Source organism: Stenotrophomonas sp. TWI1183 (genome assembly GCF_039673115.1).
In the GTDB taxonomy this organism is placed as follows: domain Bacteria; phylum Pseudomonadota; class Gammaproteobacteria; order Xanthomonadales; family Xanthomonadaceae; genus Stenotrophomonas; species Stenotrophomonas maltophilia_AA.
Map to the genome: position 1 here is coordinate 331,968 of NZ_JBDJKZ010000002.1, position 17,194 is coordinate 349,161.

Below are 17,194 nucleotides of genomic sequence, written 5' to 3' on the forward strand. Positions count from 1 at the left end.
CAGCCCCTGCGACGACTGGTTCCGGACCCGTTTCGATGGCCTCCGGGCGGCCACAGTCGGCAAAGTCGAGGGTGGGCCTCCATACGGCCTTCGACGGACCCGAATGGGCCATGCGCCGCCCCGAAAAAATGAATCAGTGCACGTTAGATGCAATTGAGGGCGTATTCGGGTGTATCGGCAGCAATTGCCTGCCTGTTAGACTGAACGACCTGCTCGTGAATCCCGCATTCCCTGCATGAATCCTAGTCTGCTCCTGCTGCTCGCCCTGCCCTTCCTGATGGCAGTGGCCGTCGCTTCATTCCGCCGCACCTCCCGCTCCACGGCCGCCTGGGTAGCCGCGGCCGCTCCGCTGGGAGGACTGGCGCTGTTGGCGACGATGACCCCGGCGATCATGGACGGCGGGATCGTCCGCAGCTACGGGGAGTGGATTCCGCAGATCGGGCTGGCCTTCTCGCTGCGCCTGGACGGCCTGGCCTGGATGTTCGCCGGGATGGTGCTGGCGATCGGCGCGCTGGTGGTGATGTACGCCCACTACTACCTCAGCGCCCGCGACAGCGCCCACCGCTTCTACTGTTACCTGCTGCTGTTCATGGGCGCCATGCTCGGCATGGTGCTCTCGGGCAACCTGCTGCTGCTGATGGTGTTCTGGGAAATGACCAGCATCAGCTCGTTCCTGCTGATCGGCTTCTGGTCGCACCGCCAGGACGCCCGCGAGGGCGCCCGGATGGCCCTGGTGGTCACCGGCGGCGGCGGCCTGGCCCTGCTCGGCGGCGTGCTGCTGATCGGCCGCATCGTGGGCAGCTTCGAGCTGGACGCGGTGCTCGCCGCCGGCGATCTGATCCGCGCCAGTTCGCTGTACCCGTATGCCCTTTTCCTGGTCCTGGCCGGCATCTTCACCAAGAGCGCCCAGTTCCCGTTCCACTTCTGGCTGCCGCACGCGATGGCCGCGCCGACTCCGGTCTCGGCCTACCTGCATTCGGCGACAATGGTCAAAGCCGGCGTGTTCCTGCTGGCCCGGTTGCACCCGGCGCTGGCCGGCACCGATCTGTTCTTCTATACGGTCAGCGGCATCGGGGCGATCACCCTGCTGATCGGCGCCTGGAACGCGATCTTCCAGCATGACCTCAAAGGCCTGCTGGCCTATTCGACGATCTCCCATCTCGGCCTGATCACCATGCTGTTCGGCCTGTCCACGCCGATGGCGGTGGTGGCCGGCGTGTTCCACATCCTCAACCACGCCACCTTCAAGGCGTCGCTGTTCATGGCCGCCGGCATCATCGACCACGAGACCGGCACCCGTGACATGCGCAAGCTGGGCGGCCTGCGGCGGTTGATGCCGATCACCAGCGCGCTGGCGATCATCGCCTCGCTGGCGATGGCCGGCATTCCGCTGCTCAACGGCTTCCTGTCCAAGGAAATGCTGTTTGCCGAGGCGCTGACCGCGGGCGGCCCGGAAACCATGCGCGTGGTGATGTCGATCGCCGCGCTGCTGGCCGGCGTGTTCGGCGTGGCCTACAGCCTGCGCTTCGTGCACGACACCTTCTTCGGCAAGGGCCCGCATGATCTGGACCGGGTGCCGCACGAACCGCCGCGCTTCATGAAGGTGCCGGTGGAGATCCTGGTGGTGGTCTGCGTGGCCGTCGGCGTCGCGCCGGCGATCACCATCGCGCCGGTGCTGCATGCTGCCGCGTCGTCGATCCTGGGCCCGGCGATGCCGGCCTACAGCCTCTCGGTCTGGCACGGCTTCAATACCCCGTTGATGATGAGCATCGCCGGCGTGATCGGCGGTATCGCGCTGTACTTCGGCCTGCGCCGCCTGATCAACCTGCATGCGGTGGTCAGCCGCAGCATCGGCCGCAACATTTTCCACAAGCAGCTCGACCTGGTGTTCGGCTTCGCCCACCGGCTCACCCAGGGCCTGGCCAACGGCAGCCTGCAGCGCATGCTGATGGCGCTGGTGGTGGTGGCGATCATCGTCGCCGCCGCGCCGTTCGTGGCCAACCCGGCTTCGCCCAACTGGCCCTCGCCGCAGCCGATCCCGCTGCTGGGCTGGGCGCTGTGGCTGGTGATGATGGCCTGCGCGCTGGGCGCGCTGTTCGTCTACCGGCAGCGCCTGCTGGCGGTGCTGGTGGTCGGCGGCGTCGGCCTGATGGTCTCGCTGACCTTCGTGTTCCTGTCCGCGCCCGACCTGGCGCTGACCCAGCTGCTGGTGGAAATGGTCACCCTGGTGCTGATGCTGCTGGGCATGAACTACCTGCCGATCCAGTCGCCGCCGGAGAAGTCGGTCTGGCGCAAACGGCGCGATGCGGTGATCGCGATCGTCGCCGGTGGCGGCCTGGCCGCGATGGCCTACACCGCCATGACGTTGCCGCCGAATACCATGGCCGGCGAGCTGCTGGCGCGTGCGCTGCCGGAGGCCTATGGGCAGAACGTGGTCAACGTGATCCTGGTCGACTTCCGTGGCTTTGATACCTTCGGTGAGATCACCGTGTTCGGCATCGCCGCGCTGGTGGTGCACGCCATGCTGCGCCGCTCGCGGATGGCGCCGGAACAGATCATGCCCGGCCCGCCGATCAAGCTGCCGGTGCCGGCCGATCTGGCCCAGATCATGTTCCCGCTCACCCTGACTGTCTCGATCTTCCTGTTCCTGCGCGGCCACAACGCGCCCGGCGGCGGCTTCATCGCCGGCCTGGTGCTGGCCGTGCCGCTGCTGATCCAGTACGTCATCCAGGGCACCACCTCGGTGGAATCGCGCTTCGGCTTCGATTACACCCGCTGCATCGGTGCCGGCCTGCTGATCGCCATCCTCAGTGGCTGCGCCTCGATGCTGTTCGGCGTGCCGTTCCTGACCAGCGGTCACCTGGACCTGCACCTTCCGCTGATCGGCGAGGTACCGCTGGCCAGTGCGATCGGCTTCGATACCGGCGTGTACCTGGTGGTGTTCGGCGGCGTGATGCTGATGCTCTCGATGATGGGCACGATCAAGCCCTCGCGCACCCGCAACGCCCGCAAAGGCGAGATCGATCCCACCCGCCGTTCGGCAAAAACCGGGGAGATGCACTGATGGAACTGGCCCTGGCAAGCGCCATCGGCGTACTGAGCGCGATCGGCATCTACCTGCTGCTGCGCGCGCGCAGCTTCGATGTGATCCTCGGCATGACCTTCCTCTCGTATGCGACCAACCTGCTGATCTTTGCCGGCGGCCGCCTGGTCCAGGGCAAGGCGCCGGTGCTGCGTGAGGGCATCGACAGCGACCTGGGCAACTACACCGATCCGCTGCCGCAGGCGCTGGTGCTGACCGCCATCGTGATCGCGTTCGCGATGACCGCAGTCAGCATCGTGCTGGCGATGCGCAGCCGCAGCGACAACCACAGCGACCACGTGGACGCGCACGAAGAAGAAGAACTCCCCGCCGACACCGCGCCGGGCCGGGAGGGCGGCGCATGAACCATGCGGTGATCCTGCCCATCCTGATTCCGCTGTTCGGCGCAGCCTGCTCGCTGTTCGTCGAGCACCGCCGCTATGGGCCGAAGGTGCAGCGCACGGTGGCGTGGACCACGCTGACCGCACTCGCCGCCGCCGTCGCGCTGCTGTTCGCGCAGACCGCCGACGGCAGCATCGCGGTGTACCTGCTGGGTGACTGGCCCTCGCGCCTGGGCATCGCGCTGGTGGCCGACCGCCTCTCGGCCTGGATGCTGGTGACCACGCTGCTGCTGGCCATCCCCTGCCTGCTGCATGCCTGCTCGGGCTGGGACCGGCGCGCGCCGCACTTCCACGCGTTGTTCCAGTTCCAGCTGGTCGGCCTCAACGGCGCGTTCCTGACCGGCGACATCTTCAACCTGTTCGTGTTCTTCGAGGTGATGCTGATCGCCTCCTACGGCCTGCTGCTCAGCGGCGGGCGCGGCCTGCGTATGCGCATCGGCCTGCACTACGTGGTGTTCAACGTCACCGCCTCGACCCTCTTCCTGATCGCACTCGGCCTGCTGTACGCCTCGCTGGGCTCGCTCAACATGGCCGAGCTGTCCCAGCGCATCGCCGAAGTACCGGCGTCGCACCTGACCCTGGTCAAGGCGACCATGGGCCTGCTGCTGCTGGTGTTCTGCAGCAAGGCCGCGCTGATGCCGCTGTACCTGTGGCTGCCGGAAGCCTATGCACGTGCACCGGCCGCCGTGGCCGCACTGTTCGCGATCATGACCAAGGTCGGCCTTTATGCAGTGCTGCGGGTCAGCACGCTGTGGTTCGGCGAAGGCGCGGGCCCGATGGCCGGCTACGGCAGCCAGTGGCTGCTCTGGGCCGGCGTGGCGACGCTGGTGCTGGGCGGCCTGGGCGTGCTCGCCGCCGCGCGCCTGCGCGTGCTGATCTCCTACCTGGTGGTGGTCTCGGCGGCGACGCTGTTCATCGCCTTCTCGGTGCGCACGCCGGAAGTCCTCTCGGCCGGCCTGTATTACCTGCCGCACAGCACCTTCGTGGCCGCCGCGCTGTTCCTCATCGCCGACCTGATCCGCCGCCGTCGTGGCGGTGCCAGCGACCGCAAGGAAGTCATCGCGCCGATGCCGGGCAAGGAAACGCCTGCCGTGCTGTTCCTGATCGGCGCCGTCTCGGTGGCCGGCCTGCCACCGCTGTCCGGCTTCCTGGCCAAGGCCGCGCTGCTGGCCGGCATGCCGGCGCAGTACACCTGGGCGGTGTGGGCCGCGGTGCTGGGCAGCAGCCTGATGGTGATCGTCGGCCTGACCCGGGGCGGCATCCGCCTGTTCTGGCGCGTACCGGTCGTCGAAGAAGGCGCGCCCAAACCGCGCAAGGCACCCACACGCACCGTGGAACTGTTCGCCGCCGCGCTGCTGCTCAGCTATGGCATCGCGATGAGCGTGTTCGCCGGCCCGCTGATGCAGCACACCGATGCGATGGCCACCCAGCTGCTGCAGCCGCAGGACTACGTCGGTGAACTGCGCGCCACCACGCCGGAGATCCGCCAGCCATGACGCGCAAGCCTTCCCTGTACAAGCGCATCCTGCCCTCGCCCTCGCTGAGCGTGATGGTGGTGGCGTTCTGGCTGTTGATGTCCGACAGCTTCACGCTGGGCCAGTTCGTGCTCGGCATGATCCTGGGCGTGGTGGTGCCGTTGTTCGCGGCGCGGCTGGACCGCGAATTCGCGCGGATCGGCTCGCTCAGGCCGTTGCCCAAACTGGTGTTCGTGACCCTGTGGGACATCCTGGTCTCCAACATCCGGGTGGCGATCCAGGTGCTGGGCCCGGAGCGCCGCATCCACCCCGGCTTCATCTGGCTGCCGCTGGATATCGCCAACATCCACGGCATCGCCGCGCTGACCAGCATGATCACGCTGACCCCGGGCACGGTCTCGGCCGCGCTGTCGGATGACCGACGGTACCTGCTGGTGCACGTGCTGCACCTGGATGATCCGGACGAGCTGATCCGGCAGATCAAATCCCGCTACGAAGCCCCGCTGATGGAGATTTTCCCATGACCGGACATATGTTCATCCAGACCACGATGGTGGTGTGCATGCACGTGGTAGGCCTGGCGATGCTGCTGGCCACCTGGCGCCTGCTGCGCGGCCCGACCGTGCCCGACCGCATCCTTGCCCTGGACACCTTGTCGGTAACGGCCATCGCCGAGCTGATGCTGTTCGGCATGTACCTCAACTCGGCGGTGTACTTCGAAGCCGCGCTGATCATCGCCATGCTCGGCTTCGGCAGTACGGTGGTGCTCAGCAAGTTCGTGCTGCGCCGGGACATCGTCGAATGATCACCTTCATCCAGATCGTGCTGTCGATCCTGCTGCTGTTCGGCTGCTTCTTCATCCTGGTCGGCGCGCTCGGCCTGGTGAAGCTGTCCACGTTCTTCAAGCGCCTGCATGCACCGACCAAGGCCAGCACGCTGGGCGTGGGCTGCGTGCTGGTGGGTTCGGTCTGCTATCACATCTTCCTCGGCGAAGACCCGCAGCCGCGCGAGCTGCTGATCACCGTGTTCCTGTTCATCACCGCGCCGATCAGCGCGCACATGATGGCCAAGGCCGCGCTGTCGCTGCTGATGGAAACCCGGCCGGAGTTGCCGGGCCACAAGACCGCCAAGGAAGAACAGCTGCCGCCGCCGGAACCGCGCCGCGACGACGACGCCGATGATGCGAAGGCGCCCATTTCCCGCGACAGCCAGTAGTGCCGGCCGCTGGCCGGCTTGAACAAGCCCGCACCGCTGTAGTGCCGGCCGCTGGCCGGCTGCAACATGCCTGCGAAACGGTAGAGCCGGCCGCTGGCCGGCTGCTTCAACGGTTGGCCGTCAACCCCACACGCCGCCGATCAACGCCAGCTCCAGCGCGATCCAACCGACGAACGCCACGACCAGCACCGCGCCTTCGCGCCGGCTGATCGTCAGGTCACCGCGCAGCATCGGGTAGAGCACCAGCACGAAGGCGATCGCCGCCGGCAGCTCCAGCTTCACGAACGACGCGGGCAGCGCCAGCGGACGCAGCGCGGCCATGCCGCCGACCACCACCAGCAGATTGAACAGGCTCGAACCGATCACGTGGCCCAGCACCATGTCGCCCTGGCCACGGCGTGCCGCAGCGACCGCCGCGGCGACTTCGGGCAGCGCGGTGCCGATCGCCACCGGCAGCAGGCCGACCAGCAGCGGCGACCAGCCCAGCCCGGCGCCGAACACCGGTGCGGCCTGCACGATCCAGCGCGCGCCGAGGTACAGGCACACCGCCGCGAACAGCAGCCGCAGGATATTGAGGAACAGCCCGGTGCGGGTCATCGCATAGCCGGCGATGGCCTCGCGCACCGGCTCGGATTCCGCCCGCGCGCGGCGCAGCAGGAACACCAGCAGGGCGACGAAGGCGAGCAGCAGCACGGCCCCTTCCCAGCGCGCGATCACCCCATCCAGGCCGAACAGGATCAGCAGCAGGCTGGCCGCCGCAAGGCACACCAGCAGCGGCGAGAGCAGGCGCGCGCGGACCAGCAGCGGCGCGGCCAGGGCCGCCAGGCCCAGGGTCAGCCCGACATTGACGATGTTGCTGCCCACCGCGTTGCCCAGCGCGAGTTCTTCCGCCCCGACCACGAAGGCCCGGGCATTGACCACCAGCTCGGGCAGCGAGGTGCCGAAGGCGACCAGCAGCAACCCGGCCACGAAGGGCGAGGCGCCGAAGCGCTGGGCCAGCCCGGAGGCAGCCTTGACGATGGCATCGCCCCCCAGTGCCAACAGCACCAGGCCCAGCACGAACCAAACAGTGGCAGCGATCATCTGGTGCTCCCCGGTGACAGATGTGAGCCGATTCTAGGGCCAGCCCACGCCCAACGGTGAAGGCCCGCCCCGGCGCCGCGGCCGGGGCGGTGCGGGTGGCTCAGGAGCAGCCTTCCACGTAGTCCACCTGCGGGGTCTTGCCGACCCGCCAGGCGGTGACGTTGCCATCGCCATTGATCTCGAAGTTGACCAGTGCACCGCCCTCGGTCGCCGGGCGCACGCGCAGGTTGTGGCCTTTCTCGTCGTACTTGTGCGGGGTCAGGTCGCCGCGGTCCGGGTACAGCGTCTGCAGCTGGCCGAGCGACATGCCGACCTTGCCGCCGCCCGGGGCGACGATGCGATCGTTGCGCACGTCATAGCGCACCAGGCGCCTGCCTTCGATCATGAAGATCACGTCCTCGGCCTGCGCGCCTTCGGGCCGCAGCGCATGGCAGTAGTCGTCGGCGACCTCGCCCTGCAGCGGTTCCTTCCATGCCGCGCGTACCTCGTCCAGCGTGCTGCCCAGCGCCACGGGACCGTAGCCATCCAGGCGCGCCGGTCCCTGCGTTGCCGTGCCCGGTGCCGCCGTGGCGGGCGCTGCGGGCGCAGTGTCAGCCGCCGGTGCAGGCACGGCCGCCTCGGCATCGCTGGACGGGGTTTCGGGCGCGCGCCCGCACGCGGCCAAGGCCAGCACCATCCCCAGTGCCATCACACTTCCCAGCTGTTTCATGCCTGCATCCTCCCGTTGAATGGGCGCAGCCTAGCGCGAGGGCCGTGTGGGCGACATGCACGGCATCGCTGTCATCCGCGTTTCACCTGCCGCGTTCAGGCTCGGCCTGCACCGCATCGACCCCGCCCCCATGCAACCGCAGAAGACCGATCTCGCCCGCACTGCGCTGCAGGCCCACCGTGCTCCCCTGGACATGCGCCAGCGCCGGCTGTTGATCCTGTGCGACGGCCAGCGTGACCTGGTCCAGCTCGGCCAGCTGGTGGGACCGGAAACCGCGGCGATGGTGATCCAGCTGATCCAGAGCGGTTACCTGGTATCGCGTGCGGTCGCGGAGGTCGCCGTTGTCGCGCCCGCCGCGCCCGCGGCTGGCGTGATGCCGACCGTGGCACCGGTGCCGGTGACCGAACGCCGCCGCTCGCTGGTCGCTGCCCGCATCTACCTGCTGGACATCCTGGAACTGCAGCGTCATCCGCAGGCGGCGGCGCTGTTCCATACCCTGCAGCAGTCGCGCAGCGATGACGCGGTCATGGCCGCGCTGCACGCCGCCCTCGAGGCGCTGCCCGGGCTGACCTCGACCGGCTATGCCGAACGGGTGCGGCAGCGGTTGCTGGAGGTGCTGCCGAAGGAGCATGCCGACCGGTTCCAGATCGACGTGGTTTGAGACGGCGTCAGCCCGAGAAATTCGCCTTCAACCCCTGCCAGCACTGCTGATACCCGCGCTGACGGTGCGCCGCCTCCATCGCCTGGGCGGTCGGACGGATCACGCCGCGGGTTTCGAACATGAAGGCCATCGTGTCCTTGATCACGTCCGGCCGGCTCAGGTCGGCCGCGGAGGCCTTCTCGAAGGTGGGCGCGTCCGGGCCGTGGCCGCTCATGCAGTTGTGCAGCGAGGCACCACCCGGCACGAAGCCTTCCGCCTTCGCATCGTAGGCGCCATGGATCAGGCCCATGAACTCGCTGGCGATGTTGCGGTGGAACCACGGCGGGCGGAACGTGTCCTGCGCGACCAGCCAGCGCGGCGGGAAGATCGCGAAGTCCATGTTGCTGGTGCCCGGCGTGTCGCTGGGCGAATGCAGCACGAGGAAGATCGAGGGATCGGGATGGTCGTGGCTGATCGAGCCGATCGTGTTGAAGCGGCGCAGATCGTAGCGATACGGCGCGTAGTTGCCGTGCCAGGCGACCACGTCCAGCGGCGAATGATCGATGTCCGCGCGCCACAGCTGGCCCTCGAACTTGGCGACCAGTTCGAACGCGCCGTCGAGGTTCTCGAACGCCGCATGCGGGGTCTCGAAATCGCGCGGATTGGCCAGGCCGTTGGAGCCGATCGGGCCCAGGTCCGGCAGCTTCAGCAGCGCGCCGAAGTTCTCGCAGACATAGCCGCGCGCGTCGCCATCGGGCAGTTCGACACGGAAGCGCACGCCACGCGGGATCACCGCGATCTGCTGCGGCTCGATCTCGATCACGCCCAGCTCGGTGAGCAGGCGCAGGCGGCCGAGCTGCGGCACGATCAGCAGCTCGCCATCGGCGTTGTAGAAGTAGCGGCCCTGCATGTCCCGGTTGGCGGCATACAGGTGGATGCCAACGCCGCCGTGGGCGTCCGGCGAGCCGTTGCCGCCCATGGTGTACAGCCCTTCGATGAAATCGGTGGGCGTGCCAGGCAGCGGCAACGGATCCCAGCGCAGTTGGTTGGGCGAGACCGCGCCATGCGCGAAGTCGCCGTGCAGATGCGGCTGGATGAAGGGGGTGAATTCGCCGTGGGTCACCGCCGGGCGGATGCGGTACACCCAACTGCGGCGATTGCTGCCGCGCGGCGCGGTGAACGCCGTACCGGACAGCTGTTCGGCATACAGGCCATGGGCGACACGCTGCGGAGAGTTCCGTCCCACCGGCAGTGCGCCGGGCACCGCCTCGGTGGCGAACTCGTTACCGAAACCGGTCTGGTAACCGCGCGATGACATCGGGTTGTTCATGGTCCTGCTCCGCCGGAGGCGTGGATGGCAAGGGAATACAGCCAGTGACACCCGCGCGGGCGCGGATGCCACCGTTGGAGCGTAACGCGGGTGGCGGCCGAGTGCCTTACAGCACGCCGCGCTTCATCTGGTCGCGCTCGATGCTTTCGAACAGCGCGGTGAAGTTGCCTTCGCCGAAGCCTTCGTTGCCCTTGCGCTGGATGATCTCGAAGAAGATCGGCCCGATGCAGTTGGTGGTGAAGATCTGCAGCAGCTTGCGCTGGTGGGTCTCCGGGTCGGCGTCGATCAGGATCTTGTTCTTCGCCAGTCGGGCCACGTCTTCACCGTGGTTGGGCACGCGCATGTCGATCACATCGAAATACGTGTCCGGGGTGTCGAGGAACTCCACGCCCTGGGCGCGCATCGCTTCCACGGTCTCGTAGATGTTCTCGGTGAAGCAGGCGATGTGCTGGATGCCTTCGCCCTTGTAGGCGTCGAGGTATTCGTTGATCTGGCTCTTCGGATCGGAGGATTCGTTGAGCGGGATGCGCACGATGCCGTCCGGCGCGGTCATCGCCTTGGACACCAGGCCGGTCTTGAGGCCCTTGATGTCGAAGTAGCGGATCTCGCGGAAGTTGAACAGGCGCTCGTAGTAATCCGACCACTGCTGCATGTTGCCGAAGTACAGGTTGTGGGTCAGGTGGTCGATGAAGGTCAGCCCGAAGCCCTTCGGGCGCAGGTCGACGCCCTCGATCGGCGCGTAGTCGGTATCGAACATGCTGCCGCTGGCGCCGTAGCGGTCGACCAGATACAGCATGCAGTCGCCGATGCCCTTGATGATCGGCGCGGCGACGGCGCGCGTCTCCGGCTTGAAGTCGATCGCTTCGGCACCGTTGCCCAGCGCCATCTGGTAGACCTCGTCGCCCGGCTTCTTGAAGCGGATCGCGAAACCGCAGGCACAGGGGCCGTGCTTCTCGGCGAAGTCCGAGGCGAACGAATCCGGCTCTTCATTGACCAGGAAATTCACGTCGCCCTGGCGATAGACCGTGATCGCGCGCTGCTTGTGGCGCAGCACCGCGGTGAAGCCCATCTTGCGGAAATAGGCGTGCAGTTCCGCGCCACGGCCGGCCGGGGCGGCGAACTCGACGAACTCGAAACCATCGATGCCCATCGGGTTTTCGAAGGTGGTGACCTGCATGCCCGGATCGGGTGCGTAGGACGCGGTGCTCGTTTGGCTGGTCATGCTGTGGCTCCAAAGCAGTCCGCATCGGAAAAAACCAGGTGCGGTAGGAAGGCAGACCCGCGAGAATGCGGTGTCCGGAACGTAGGTTATAGTTTCATATGAAACCACCATCAAGGTGCACCGCAGCATGAGCCCGCCCGATCCCAGCAGTCACAGCATCCGCGCCTCGCACGCCCTGCTCGATCTGGAGCAGTTCCTGCCATACCGGCTGAGCGTTCTGTCCAACCGGGTCAGCGGCAATATCGCCAAGCTGTATGGGGACCGCTATGGCCTGGCGATCCCCGAGTGGCGGGTGATCACGGTCCTGGCGCTGTATCCGGGCTCGTCGGCCAGCGAGGTGTCCGATCGCACCGCGATGGACAAGGTCGCGGTCAGCCGCGCCGTGGCCAGACTGCTCGAACGGGGCTTCATCAAGCGTGAAACCCATGGCGACGACCGCCGCCGTTCGGTGCTGGCGCTGTCGGCCGCCGGATTCGAGGTGTACGAGACCATCGCCCCGCTGGTGATCGACATCACCCGCAAGCTGATGTCCGTGCTCAGCGAAGAGGAAGAGCAGATGCTGGAAACGCTGATCCTGCGCTTGGCCGGCGAAGGCCTGCAGCGGATGGACGAGGCCTGATCGCAAGGCGTACCCACCCACGGTGGGTACCTGCGCGATGCCGGTGGGACCTACGCGATGCCGGTAGGCAACGACCGTTGGTCGTTGCGCCTCCGTTGCGCCTCAGCTCAGGTGCTTGCGCCGTGCATGCACCCACGGCGCCGCCAGGGCACCGATCGCGCCGCCGGCAAAGCCCAGCGAGGCGGCGACGGCGGCGGCTTCGATCGCGCCCGGCAGGGCCAGCGCGGCGACCACCAGCAACAGCGACGGCAGGCCGATGAAGGTGGCCATGAAGTAGCGCCAGCGCGGTGCCCAGGTGCCGACCTGGAGCAGGCTGACCGGCATCCAGGCTTCGCCCGACGCGTCCTGGGCGACCTTGGCCGCCACCTTGCCGAGGTCCGCTTCGACCGGCCCCTTGCCGCCCCGTGCGGCGGCCAGCATCGCGGCCACCTCCTCCACCGCCGGGAAGCTGGTCGGCCAGGTCTGCGGGGCATTGACCCCGTAGGCGGTCAGCAGCGGCACGCTGATCCACGGTGCCAGCAGCGGGCGCACCTTGCGCCGGTCCAGCACGCACCAGATCTGGGTTACCCCGTGCGCGGTGACGCTGTACAGCGCCAGCTGCGCTGCCGCCGGATACGGCAGCAGGTGCACGCGCGCGGCCATGCTGTCGTACCCCATCGCGCGCAGGAAGCCCGGGCGGGTGCGCCCTTCGTGCGCCCAGGCCAGGCCGAGCGCGCCGACCAGGTACACCTCGGCAGGATCCTTCGTGCCGGCGCTGGCGCGATCATCGCTGGCCAGGAAGAACGCCAGCGATCTGGGCTCCTCCACGTCGTGCTGGTCCCAGCGCCCGGCATCGCCGAGGACGTGCTTGAGCGGCAGGCGTGCCGGGGCGGTTTCGTCCTTGCTGGCGTTCTGCAGGAACGGCACCACGCTCAGCACGAAGCCCTGCAGGTCCACGCCGCGGATGCCGCTGCCCTGCCACTCGGCCGGGATCAGGCCGGGCAGGTTGCCCTGGCGTGCCAGCGCATCCAGCTGCGCCTTCTGCTCCACCAGCTTCTGCACCGCGGCCTTGAGCAGCACGTTGTCGGGCACGGAGACCATCGGCAGGCGGTAGCGGATCGCGCCCGGGGCCGGCGTCCCGGCCTCGCCATCGAGCGCATCCGGCGCGGTCTGGTCGTCGAGCAGGACATCGACCGGCGGCAGGCTCACGCCGGCCGGCGCATCAAGGGAAACATCGGTGGTGCTGTCGCTGGTGCCCGGCTGCATGCGTCGAATTCCGTCGGTTGCCCGCCACGAACAGCGCGGCATGAGGTCCTTGGGGGTAGCGGCAGCAGGGCGCGGAAATTGAGGGCAAAAAAAAGGCCGCGGAATCCGCGGCCTCTTCGATCACGACGCCTTCGGGGGCGCCCATTGCTTCATGAAGGCGAAGAAGCGGCCACGGTCGTAGCCCTTCTTCTGCCCCTTGTCGGCCTCCAGCTCGCCGGTGAACTGCGAGTGCAGCAGCTTGCCGTCAGCATCGAGTACGAACAGGTGCGGGTAGCCCTTCACCGCCGGGAACTGCGACAGGAAGGCCGCGTTCTCGTTCTCTTCGCTGTAGTTGACCTTCATCCAGACGTAGTTCGCATCGCGGAAGCTGCGGATCTCCGCATCCCCTTCGATGAAACCGTCCATCAGATGGCACCACGGGCACCACTCACCGCCCACGTCCACGATGATGCGCTTGCCGCCGCGCTGGGCCTCGACCTTGGCCGTGGCCAGGTCGGCGACCGGATCGCGGGCGGGATCGAACTGGGCGTTGAGCGCCGCGATCGCGGCGATGTCCGCCGCGGCCGGGGTGTTGCCCGAGGCAACCGGTTCGCCGGGATCGGCGACCGGGGGTTTCTGCTCGGAGGCATCCAGCGGCTGCGCAGGTGCAGCGGTGGGCGCCGACGACGGCGAACAGGCGGCCAGCAGGCCGGCCGCGATCATCGACATCCCCACGGCTTTCATGCGCATCGCAGACCTCACTTGACGCCGTGCATCAGCTTGTTGATCAGCGGCGCGACCAGGAACAGCACCACGCCGGAAATGATCAACGCCCAGAAGCCGAAGGTGTAGCCCTTCAGCGCCGATTCCACGGTCATGCCGCCTTCGCCGCTGACCACGCCGGCAAAGATGCCGGACATGTTGTTGCCGATGCCGGTGGACAGGAACCAGCCGCCCATGCCGAAGCCGACCAGGCGCACCGGAGCCAGCTTGGTCACCATCGACAGGCCGATCGGCGACAGGCACAGCTCACCGACGGACTGGATGACGTAGACCATGAACAGCGTCCAGAACGGAATCTTGCCGTCCACGACCATGCTCGACAGCGCCACCATCAGCAGCGCGAAGGCCGCACCGTTGAACAGCAGGCCCAGGCCGAACTTGCGCGGGATCGACGGGTTGGCACGGCCCAGCTTGATCCAGATCCAGGCAATGATCGGCGCCAGCGTGATGATCGCCACCGAGTTGACCGACTGGAACCAGGCGGTCGGGAATTCCCAGCCGCCCAGGTTGCGGTTGACGATGTTGTCGGCCAGGAAGGTGAACGAGCTGCCGGCCTGTTCGAAGAACATCCAGAACATCACGTTGAAGGTGAAGATGATCAGCATCGCGATCACACGGTCGCGCTGCACCTTGCCTTCGCGGATGCCTTCGACCAGCAGCAGGATCGCCAGCGCGATGAACATCGCGCCCAGGATCCAGGCCAGCGCGGTGGCGCCGGTGGAGAGCAGGAAGAACGCGATCGGGATCGCCACGATCGCACCGATGAACACCATCACGATGCGGCCATAGCCCTCGGCACCGGCCGGCGGGGCGCCGATGCCCTTCAGGCCGGCGCGGCCGACGTAGAACCAGGCCAGGCTGATCAGCATGCCGATGCCCGAGGCGATGAAGACCATCTTGTAGGACGGCATCGCCTGGGTGCCGAACACGCGCTCGGCCAGGTACTGGGTCAGCACCGGGGCGATCATCGCGCCGATGTTGATGCCCATGTAGAAGATGGTGAAGCCCGAATCGCGGCGCTCATCCTTCAGGCCGTACAGCTTGCCGACCATGGTGGAGATGTTCGGCTTGAACAGGCCGTTGCCGATGATGATCGTGGCCAGGCCCAGCTCGAAGATTTCCTTGTTGGGCATGGCCACCATGAACAGGCCCGCGGCCATGATCACCGCGCCGGTCAGGATCGAGCGTTGGTAGCCCAGTACCCGATCGGCCACGTAGCCACCGAAGATGGCGGCGGCGTAGACCAGCGCCAGATAGGCACCGTAGGTCCGGCTGGCCGCGGCCTGGCCGGCCGAATCACCGTCGAAGAACTGCGCGACGATGTACAGCACCAGGGCCCAACGGATGCCGTAGAACGCAAAGCGTTCCCAGAATTCGGTCATGAACAGCATCCACAACGGGCGCGGATGGCCCAGCGTGGTCTTGAACTCCGGCAGCGCCGGATCGGGAACGGATTTCGCGGCGGCGTCTACGCTCATGCGGGATTCCTGGGTTCGGTGGAAGACATGCACGTCCGATGTGCGAAAGCAGCGCGGGAGAATCCCAGACCAACCACGTTCACGTCAAATACACGCTGATGTGTGCCGCTGGCGGCACGGTCGCTGAACTTGCATCTGCAACTGCCGGTCCGGGACCGGCAGCGCAGCAACGACGGGGCCTGCCGCACCGTACGGCGGATGGGGCCGCTAAATATGAATAGGCTTATTGCGGTCGATGCCGGATCAGGCGTCCGGCGGCATCGGATCGTCGTTGCGGATCGTGGTGCGCACCTGGAACAGCTCCGGGAAGAAGGTCAGCTCCAGCGCCTGGCGCAGGAAGCCGACCCCGCTGGAGCCGCCGGTACCGCGCTTGAAGCCGATGATCCGCATGACCGTACGCATGTGGCGGAAGCGCCAGAGCTGGAAGGCGGTCTCCAGATCGACCAGGTCCTCGCACAGCGAATACTCGCGCCAGAAACGGTCGGTGTTCTGGTAGATCCGCTCGAACACCGGGTGCAGCGCATCGTCGGCCACGTGCGGCTGCTGCCAGTCGCGGCCCTGGTAGCCGGCCGGGACCGGATGGCCGAAGCGGGCCAGGTAGCGCAGGAACTCCTCGTACAGGCTGGGGGCATCGAGCACCTCCTGCAACTGGGCCTGGCCGGCCGGGTCATGCGAGAACACCTGCAGCATCTGCGCGTTCTTGTTGCCCAGCAGGAATTCGATGTAGCGGTACTGCAGCGACTGGAAGCCCGAGGACGGACCCAGCACGTCGCGGAAGCCCATGTACTCCGAGGGCGTCAACGTCTCCAGCACCGACCACTGTTCGGTCAGCTGGCGCAGTACCTGCTTGCTGCGCGCCAGCACCTTGCGGCACTGCCACACCTCGTCGCGCTGCAGGAAACCGATCGCCGCGCGCAGTTCGTGCGCCAGCAGCTTCAGCCACAGCTCCGAGGTCTGGTGCTGGATGATGAACAGCATCTCGTCGTGGTGCGGCGGGTTGGACAGCGGCTGCTGGGCCGACAGCAGCTGGTCCAGGCGCAGGTAACCGCCGTAGGTCAGCCGCCCCTCCAGATCGGTATGGATACCAGCTTCGAGATCGCGTTGGTTCTTGTCGACGGACATGGCAGGGACCGCTTGAGGGGCAGAAAGGGTAGCGCAGTGGCCGGGTGGCCGCCCGTCCGCCCGTCAGCGGCTCAGCGCTCCGCCAGATCGGCCGAGCCCACGATCCTGACGCCGGGCGTCGGCACCAGCACCGCCTCGACCAGCGCGGCGGCAATGGTCTCGGCCGGATTGATCCGCCACGCGCGCGGCAGCACCGGACCCAGCACGCCCAGCACCACACTGGCCAGATGCTCGCCGGTACGCCGCTCGGCACGCTCGCCTCCGATCAGCCCGGGGCGGACCAGGGTCAGCGACGGATAGTCCAGGTCCCGCAGGTCCTGCTCCAGCCGCCCTTTGACCTGGTTGTAGAAGATCCGCGAGCCCGCGTCGGCGCCCATCGCCGAATTCAATGCGAAGGCATGCGCGCCGTGGGCACGCGCCCGCCGCGCCACGGCCAGCGGGAAATCATGGTCGACCCGGGAAAACGCGTCCTTGCTGCCGGCCTGCTTGATCGTGGTGCCGAGCGCGCAGATCACGGCATCCACCGCCCACCAGGCGGCCTCGGCCGGCAGCTGCGCGAAGTCCACCACGGGATTGAGCAGCGCCGCATCGGTGACGCCCACCGGCCGCCGGGTCGGGGCCACCACCGCATCGCAGCGCGGGTCGTCCAGCAGTTGCCGCAGCACATGACCGCCGACCAGTCCGGTCGCTCCCACCAGCATCACCTTCATCGCACGCTCCTGCCATTGCCGTGCTTACCATCCTGCCATGCAGGACCGGTTCAAGCCCGACCCGACTGCGCCGATACTGTTCCCACCTCTCCACCGCTCCG

The 17,194-nt window shown here is 67.4% G+C and carries 17 protein-coding genes; 8 read left to right on the forward strand and 9 right to left on the reverse strand.

What is annotated here, in order from left to right:
- Window positions 1–235: 235 nt before the first annotated feature.
- Genes ABE434_RS03820 through ABE434_RS03845 form a run of 6 tightly spaced genes read left to right on the forward strand, consistent with a single transcriptional unit; the run spans window position 236 to window position 6,173 of the window.
- The gene (locus ABE434_RS03820; protein WP_346477878.1) at window positions 236–3,064 is read left to right on the forward strand and encodes a monovalent cation/H+ antiporter subunit A; all 2,829 of its coding nucleotides are present in this window, start codon (window positions 236–238) and stop codon (window positions 3,062–3,064) included.
- Complete coding sequence (locus tag ABE434_RS03825; protein ID WP_019185295.1) at window positions 3,064–3,447, forward strand: Na+/H+ antiporter subunit C; 384 nt, start codon at window positions 3,064–3,066, stop codon at window positions 3,445–3,447. The genes ABE434_RS03820 and ABE434_RS03825 overlap by 1 nt, the downstream gene beginning before the upstream one ends.
- Window positions 3,444–4,979: a monovalent cation/H+ antiporter subunit D gene (locus tag ABE434_RS03830; RefSeq protein ID WP_123729955.1), complete on the forward strand. Its 1,536-nt coding sequence runs from the start codon at window positions 3,444–3,446 to the stop codon at window positions 4,977–4,979. The genes ABE434_RS03825 and ABE434_RS03830 overlap by 4 nt, the downstream gene beginning before the upstream one ends.
- Window positions 4,976–5,482 (forward strand): Na+/H+ antiporter subunit E, encoded by a 507-nt coding sequence (locus tag ABE434_RS03835; RefSeq protein ID WP_346477879.1) that lies wholly within the window; start codon window positions 4,976–4,978, stop codon window positions 5,480–5,482. The genes ABE434_RS03830 and ABE434_RS03835 overlap by 4 nt, the downstream gene beginning before the upstream one ends.
- A complete protein-coding gene (locus tag ABE434_RS03840) occupies window positions 5,479–5,763 on the forward strand; it encodes a K+/H+ antiporter subunit F (protein ID WP_019185292.1) in 285 nt (94 codons plus the stop codon). The genes ABE434_RS03835 and ABE434_RS03840 overlap by 4 nt, the downstream gene beginning before the upstream one ends.
- Window positions 5,760–6,173, forward strand: a complete 414-nt coding sequence (locus ABE434_RS03845) for a Na+/H+ antiporter subunit G (protein WP_346477880.1) — start codon at window positions 5,760–5,762, stop codon at window positions 6,171–6,173. The genes ABE434_RS03840 and ABE434_RS03845 overlap by 4 nt, the downstream gene beginning before the upstream one ends.
- Window positions 6,174–6,293: 120 nt before the next feature.
- On the opposite strand, the gene ABE434_RS03850 is transcribed toward ABE434_RS03845, so the two are convergent.
- Both ABE434_RS03850 and ABE434_RS03855 read right to left on the reverse strand, forming a co-directional pair.
- On the reverse strand, window positions 6,294–7,256 hold the full coding sequence (locus tag ABE434_RS03850) for a calcium/sodium antiporter (protein WP_176987953.1): 963 nt from the start codon (window positions 7,254–7,256) through the stop codon (window positions 6,294–6,296).
- Between the two features lie 100 nt (window positions 7,257–7,356).
- Window positions 7,357–7,938: a hypothetical protein gene (locus tag ABE434_RS03855; RefSeq protein WP_346477902.1), complete on the reverse strand. Its 582-nt coding sequence runs from the start codon at window positions 7,936–7,938 to the stop codon at window positions 7,357–7,359.
- Between the two features lie 157 nt (window positions 7,939–8,095).
- Between ABE434_RS03855 and ABE434_RS03860 the strand changes: the two genes are divergently transcribed.
- A complete protein-coding gene (locus tag ABE434_RS03860) occupies window positions 8,096–8,626 on the forward strand; it encodes a hypothetical protein (protein WP_346477881.1) in 531 nt (176 codons plus the stop codon).
- Window positions 8,627–8,633: 7 nt separating this feature from the next.
- Here the strand turns inward: ABE434_RS03860 and hmgA are convergent, their stop codons facing one another.
- On the reverse strand, window positions 8,634–9,935 hold the full coding sequence (gene hmgA, locus ABE434_RS03865; RefSeq protein ID WP_346477882.1) for a homogentisate 1,2-dioxygenase: 1,302 nt from the start codon (window positions 9,933–9,935) through the stop codon (window positions 8,634–8,636).
- 106 nt (window positions 9,936–10,041) lie between these two features.
- On the reverse strand, window positions 10,042–11,157 hold the full coding sequence (gene hppD / locus ABE434_RS03870) for a 4-hydroxyphenylpyruvate dioxygenase (RefSeq protein ID WP_346477883.1): 1,116 nt from the start codon (window positions 11,155–11,157) through the stop codon (window positions 10,042–10,044).
- Between the two features lie 127 nt (window positions 11,158–11,284).
- Between hppD and ABE434_RS03875 the strand changes: the two genes are divergently transcribed.
- The gene (locus ABE434_RS03875) at window positions 11,285–11,776 is read left to right on the forward strand and encodes a MarR family winged helix-turn-helix transcriptional regulator (RefSeq protein WP_176987947.1); all 492 of its coding nucleotides are present in this window, start codon (window positions 11,285–11,287) and stop codon (window positions 11,774–11,776) included.
- A gap of 102 nt (window positions 11,777–11,878) precedes the next feature.
- Here ABE434_RS03875 and ABE434_RS03880 read toward each other — a convergent pair whose 3' ends face one another.
- From ABE434_RS03880 to ABE434_RS03900, 5 genes are all read right to left on the reverse strand, one after another.
- Window positions 11,879–13,021 (reverse strand): hypothetical protein, encoded by a 1,143-nt coding sequence (locus ABE434_RS03880; RefSeq protein WP_346477884.1) that lies wholly within the window; start codon window positions 13,019–13,021, stop codon window positions 11,879–11,881.
- Window positions 13,022–13,141: 120 nt separating this feature from the next.
- Entirely contained in the window at window positions 13,142–13,750 is a 609-nt protein-coding gene (locus ABE434_RS03885) for a thioredoxin family protein (protein WP_346477885.1), read from the reverse strand.
- Window positions 13,751–13,758: 8 nt separating this feature from the next.
- Window positions 13,759–15,261, reverse strand: coding sequence for a peptide MFS transporter (locus tag ABE434_RS03890; protein WP_121040656.1), 1,503 nt, complete (start codon window positions 15,259–15,261; stop codon window positions 13,759–13,761).
- Between the two features lie 243 nt (window positions 15,262–15,504).
- Complete coding sequence (locus ABE434_RS03895; RefSeq protein ID WP_346477886.1) at window positions 15,505–16,383, reverse strand: tryptophan 2,3-dioxygenase family protein; 879 nt, start codon at window positions 16,381–16,383, stop codon at window positions 15,505–15,507.
- A gap of 71 nt (window positions 16,384–16,454) precedes the next feature.
- A complete protein-coding gene (locus ABE434_RS03900) occupies window positions 16,455–17,093 on the reverse strand; it encodes an NAD(P)H-binding protein (protein ID WP_346477887.1) in 639 nt (212 codons plus the stop codon).
- Between the last annotated feature and the right edge of the window lie 101 nt (window positions 17,094–17,194).

Excerpts from the sequence above, each read along its gene's own strand:
- ABE434_RS03820 (WP_346477878.1), top strand. The coding sequence starts at position 236 with ATGAATCCTAGTCTGCTCCTGCTGCTCGCCCTGCCCTTCCTGATGGCA.
- ABE434_RS03825 (WP_019185295.1), top strand. The coding sequence starts at position 3,064 with ATGGAACTGGCCCTGGCAAGCGCCATCGGCGTACTGAGCGCGATCGGC.
- ABE434_RS03830 (WP_123729955.1), top strand. The coding sequence starts at position 3,444 with ATGAACCATGCGGTGATCCTGCCCATCCTGATTCCGCTGTTCGGCGCA.
- ABE434_RS03835 (WP_346477879.1), top strand. The coding sequence starts at position 4,976 with ATGACGCGCAAGCCTTCCCTGTACAAGCGCATCCTGCCCTCGCCCTCG.
- ABE434_RS03840 (WP_019185292.1), top strand. The coding sequence starts at position 5,479 with ATGACCGGACATATGTTCATCCAGACCACGATGGTGGTGTGCATGCAC.
- ABE434_RS03845 (WP_346477880.1), top strand. The coding sequence starts at position 5,760 with ATGATCACCTTCATCCAGATCGTGCTGTCGATCCTGCTGCTGTTCGGC.
- ABE434_RS03850 (WP_176987953.1), bottom strand. The coding sequence starts at position 7,256 with ATGATCGCTGCCACTGTTTGGTTCGTGCTGGGCCTGGTGCTGTTGGCA.
- ABE434_RS03860 (WP_346477881.1), top strand. The coding sequence starts at position 8,096 with ATGCAACCGCAGAAGACCGATCTCGCCCGCACTGCGCTGCAGGCCCAC.
- hmgA (WP_346477882.1), bottom strand. The coding sequence starts at position 9,935 with ATGAACAACCCGATGTCATCGCGCGGTTACCAGACCGGTTTCGGTAAC.
- hppD (WP_346477883.1), bottom strand. The coding sequence starts at position 11,157 with ATGACCAGCCAAACGAGCACCGCGTCCTACGCACCCGATCCGGGCATG.
- ABE434_RS03875 (WP_176987947.1), top strand. The coding sequence starts at position 11,285 with ATGAGCCCGCCCGATCCCAGCAGTCACAGCATCCGCGCCTCGCACGCC.
- ABE434_RS03880 (WP_346477884.1), bottom strand. The coding sequence starts at position 13,021 with ATGCAGCCGGGCACCAGCGACAGCACCACCGATGTTTCCCTTGATGCG.
- ABE434_RS03885 (WP_346477885.1), bottom strand. The coding sequence starts at position 13,750 with ATGCGCATGAAAGCCGTGGGGATGTCGATGATCGCGGCCGGCCTGCTG.
- ABE434_RS03890 (WP_121040656.1), bottom strand. The coding sequence starts at position 15,261 with ATGAGCGTAGACGCCGCCGCGAAATCCGTTCCCGATCCGGCGCTGCCG.
- ABE434_RS03895 (WP_346477886.1), bottom strand. The coding sequence starts at position 16,383 with ATGTCCGTCGACAAGAACCAACGCGATCTCGAAGCTGGTATCCATACC.
- ABE434_RS03900 (WP_346477887.1), bottom strand. The coding sequence starts at position 17,093 with ATGAAGGTGATGCTGGTGGGAGCGACCGGACTGGTCGGCGGTCATGTG.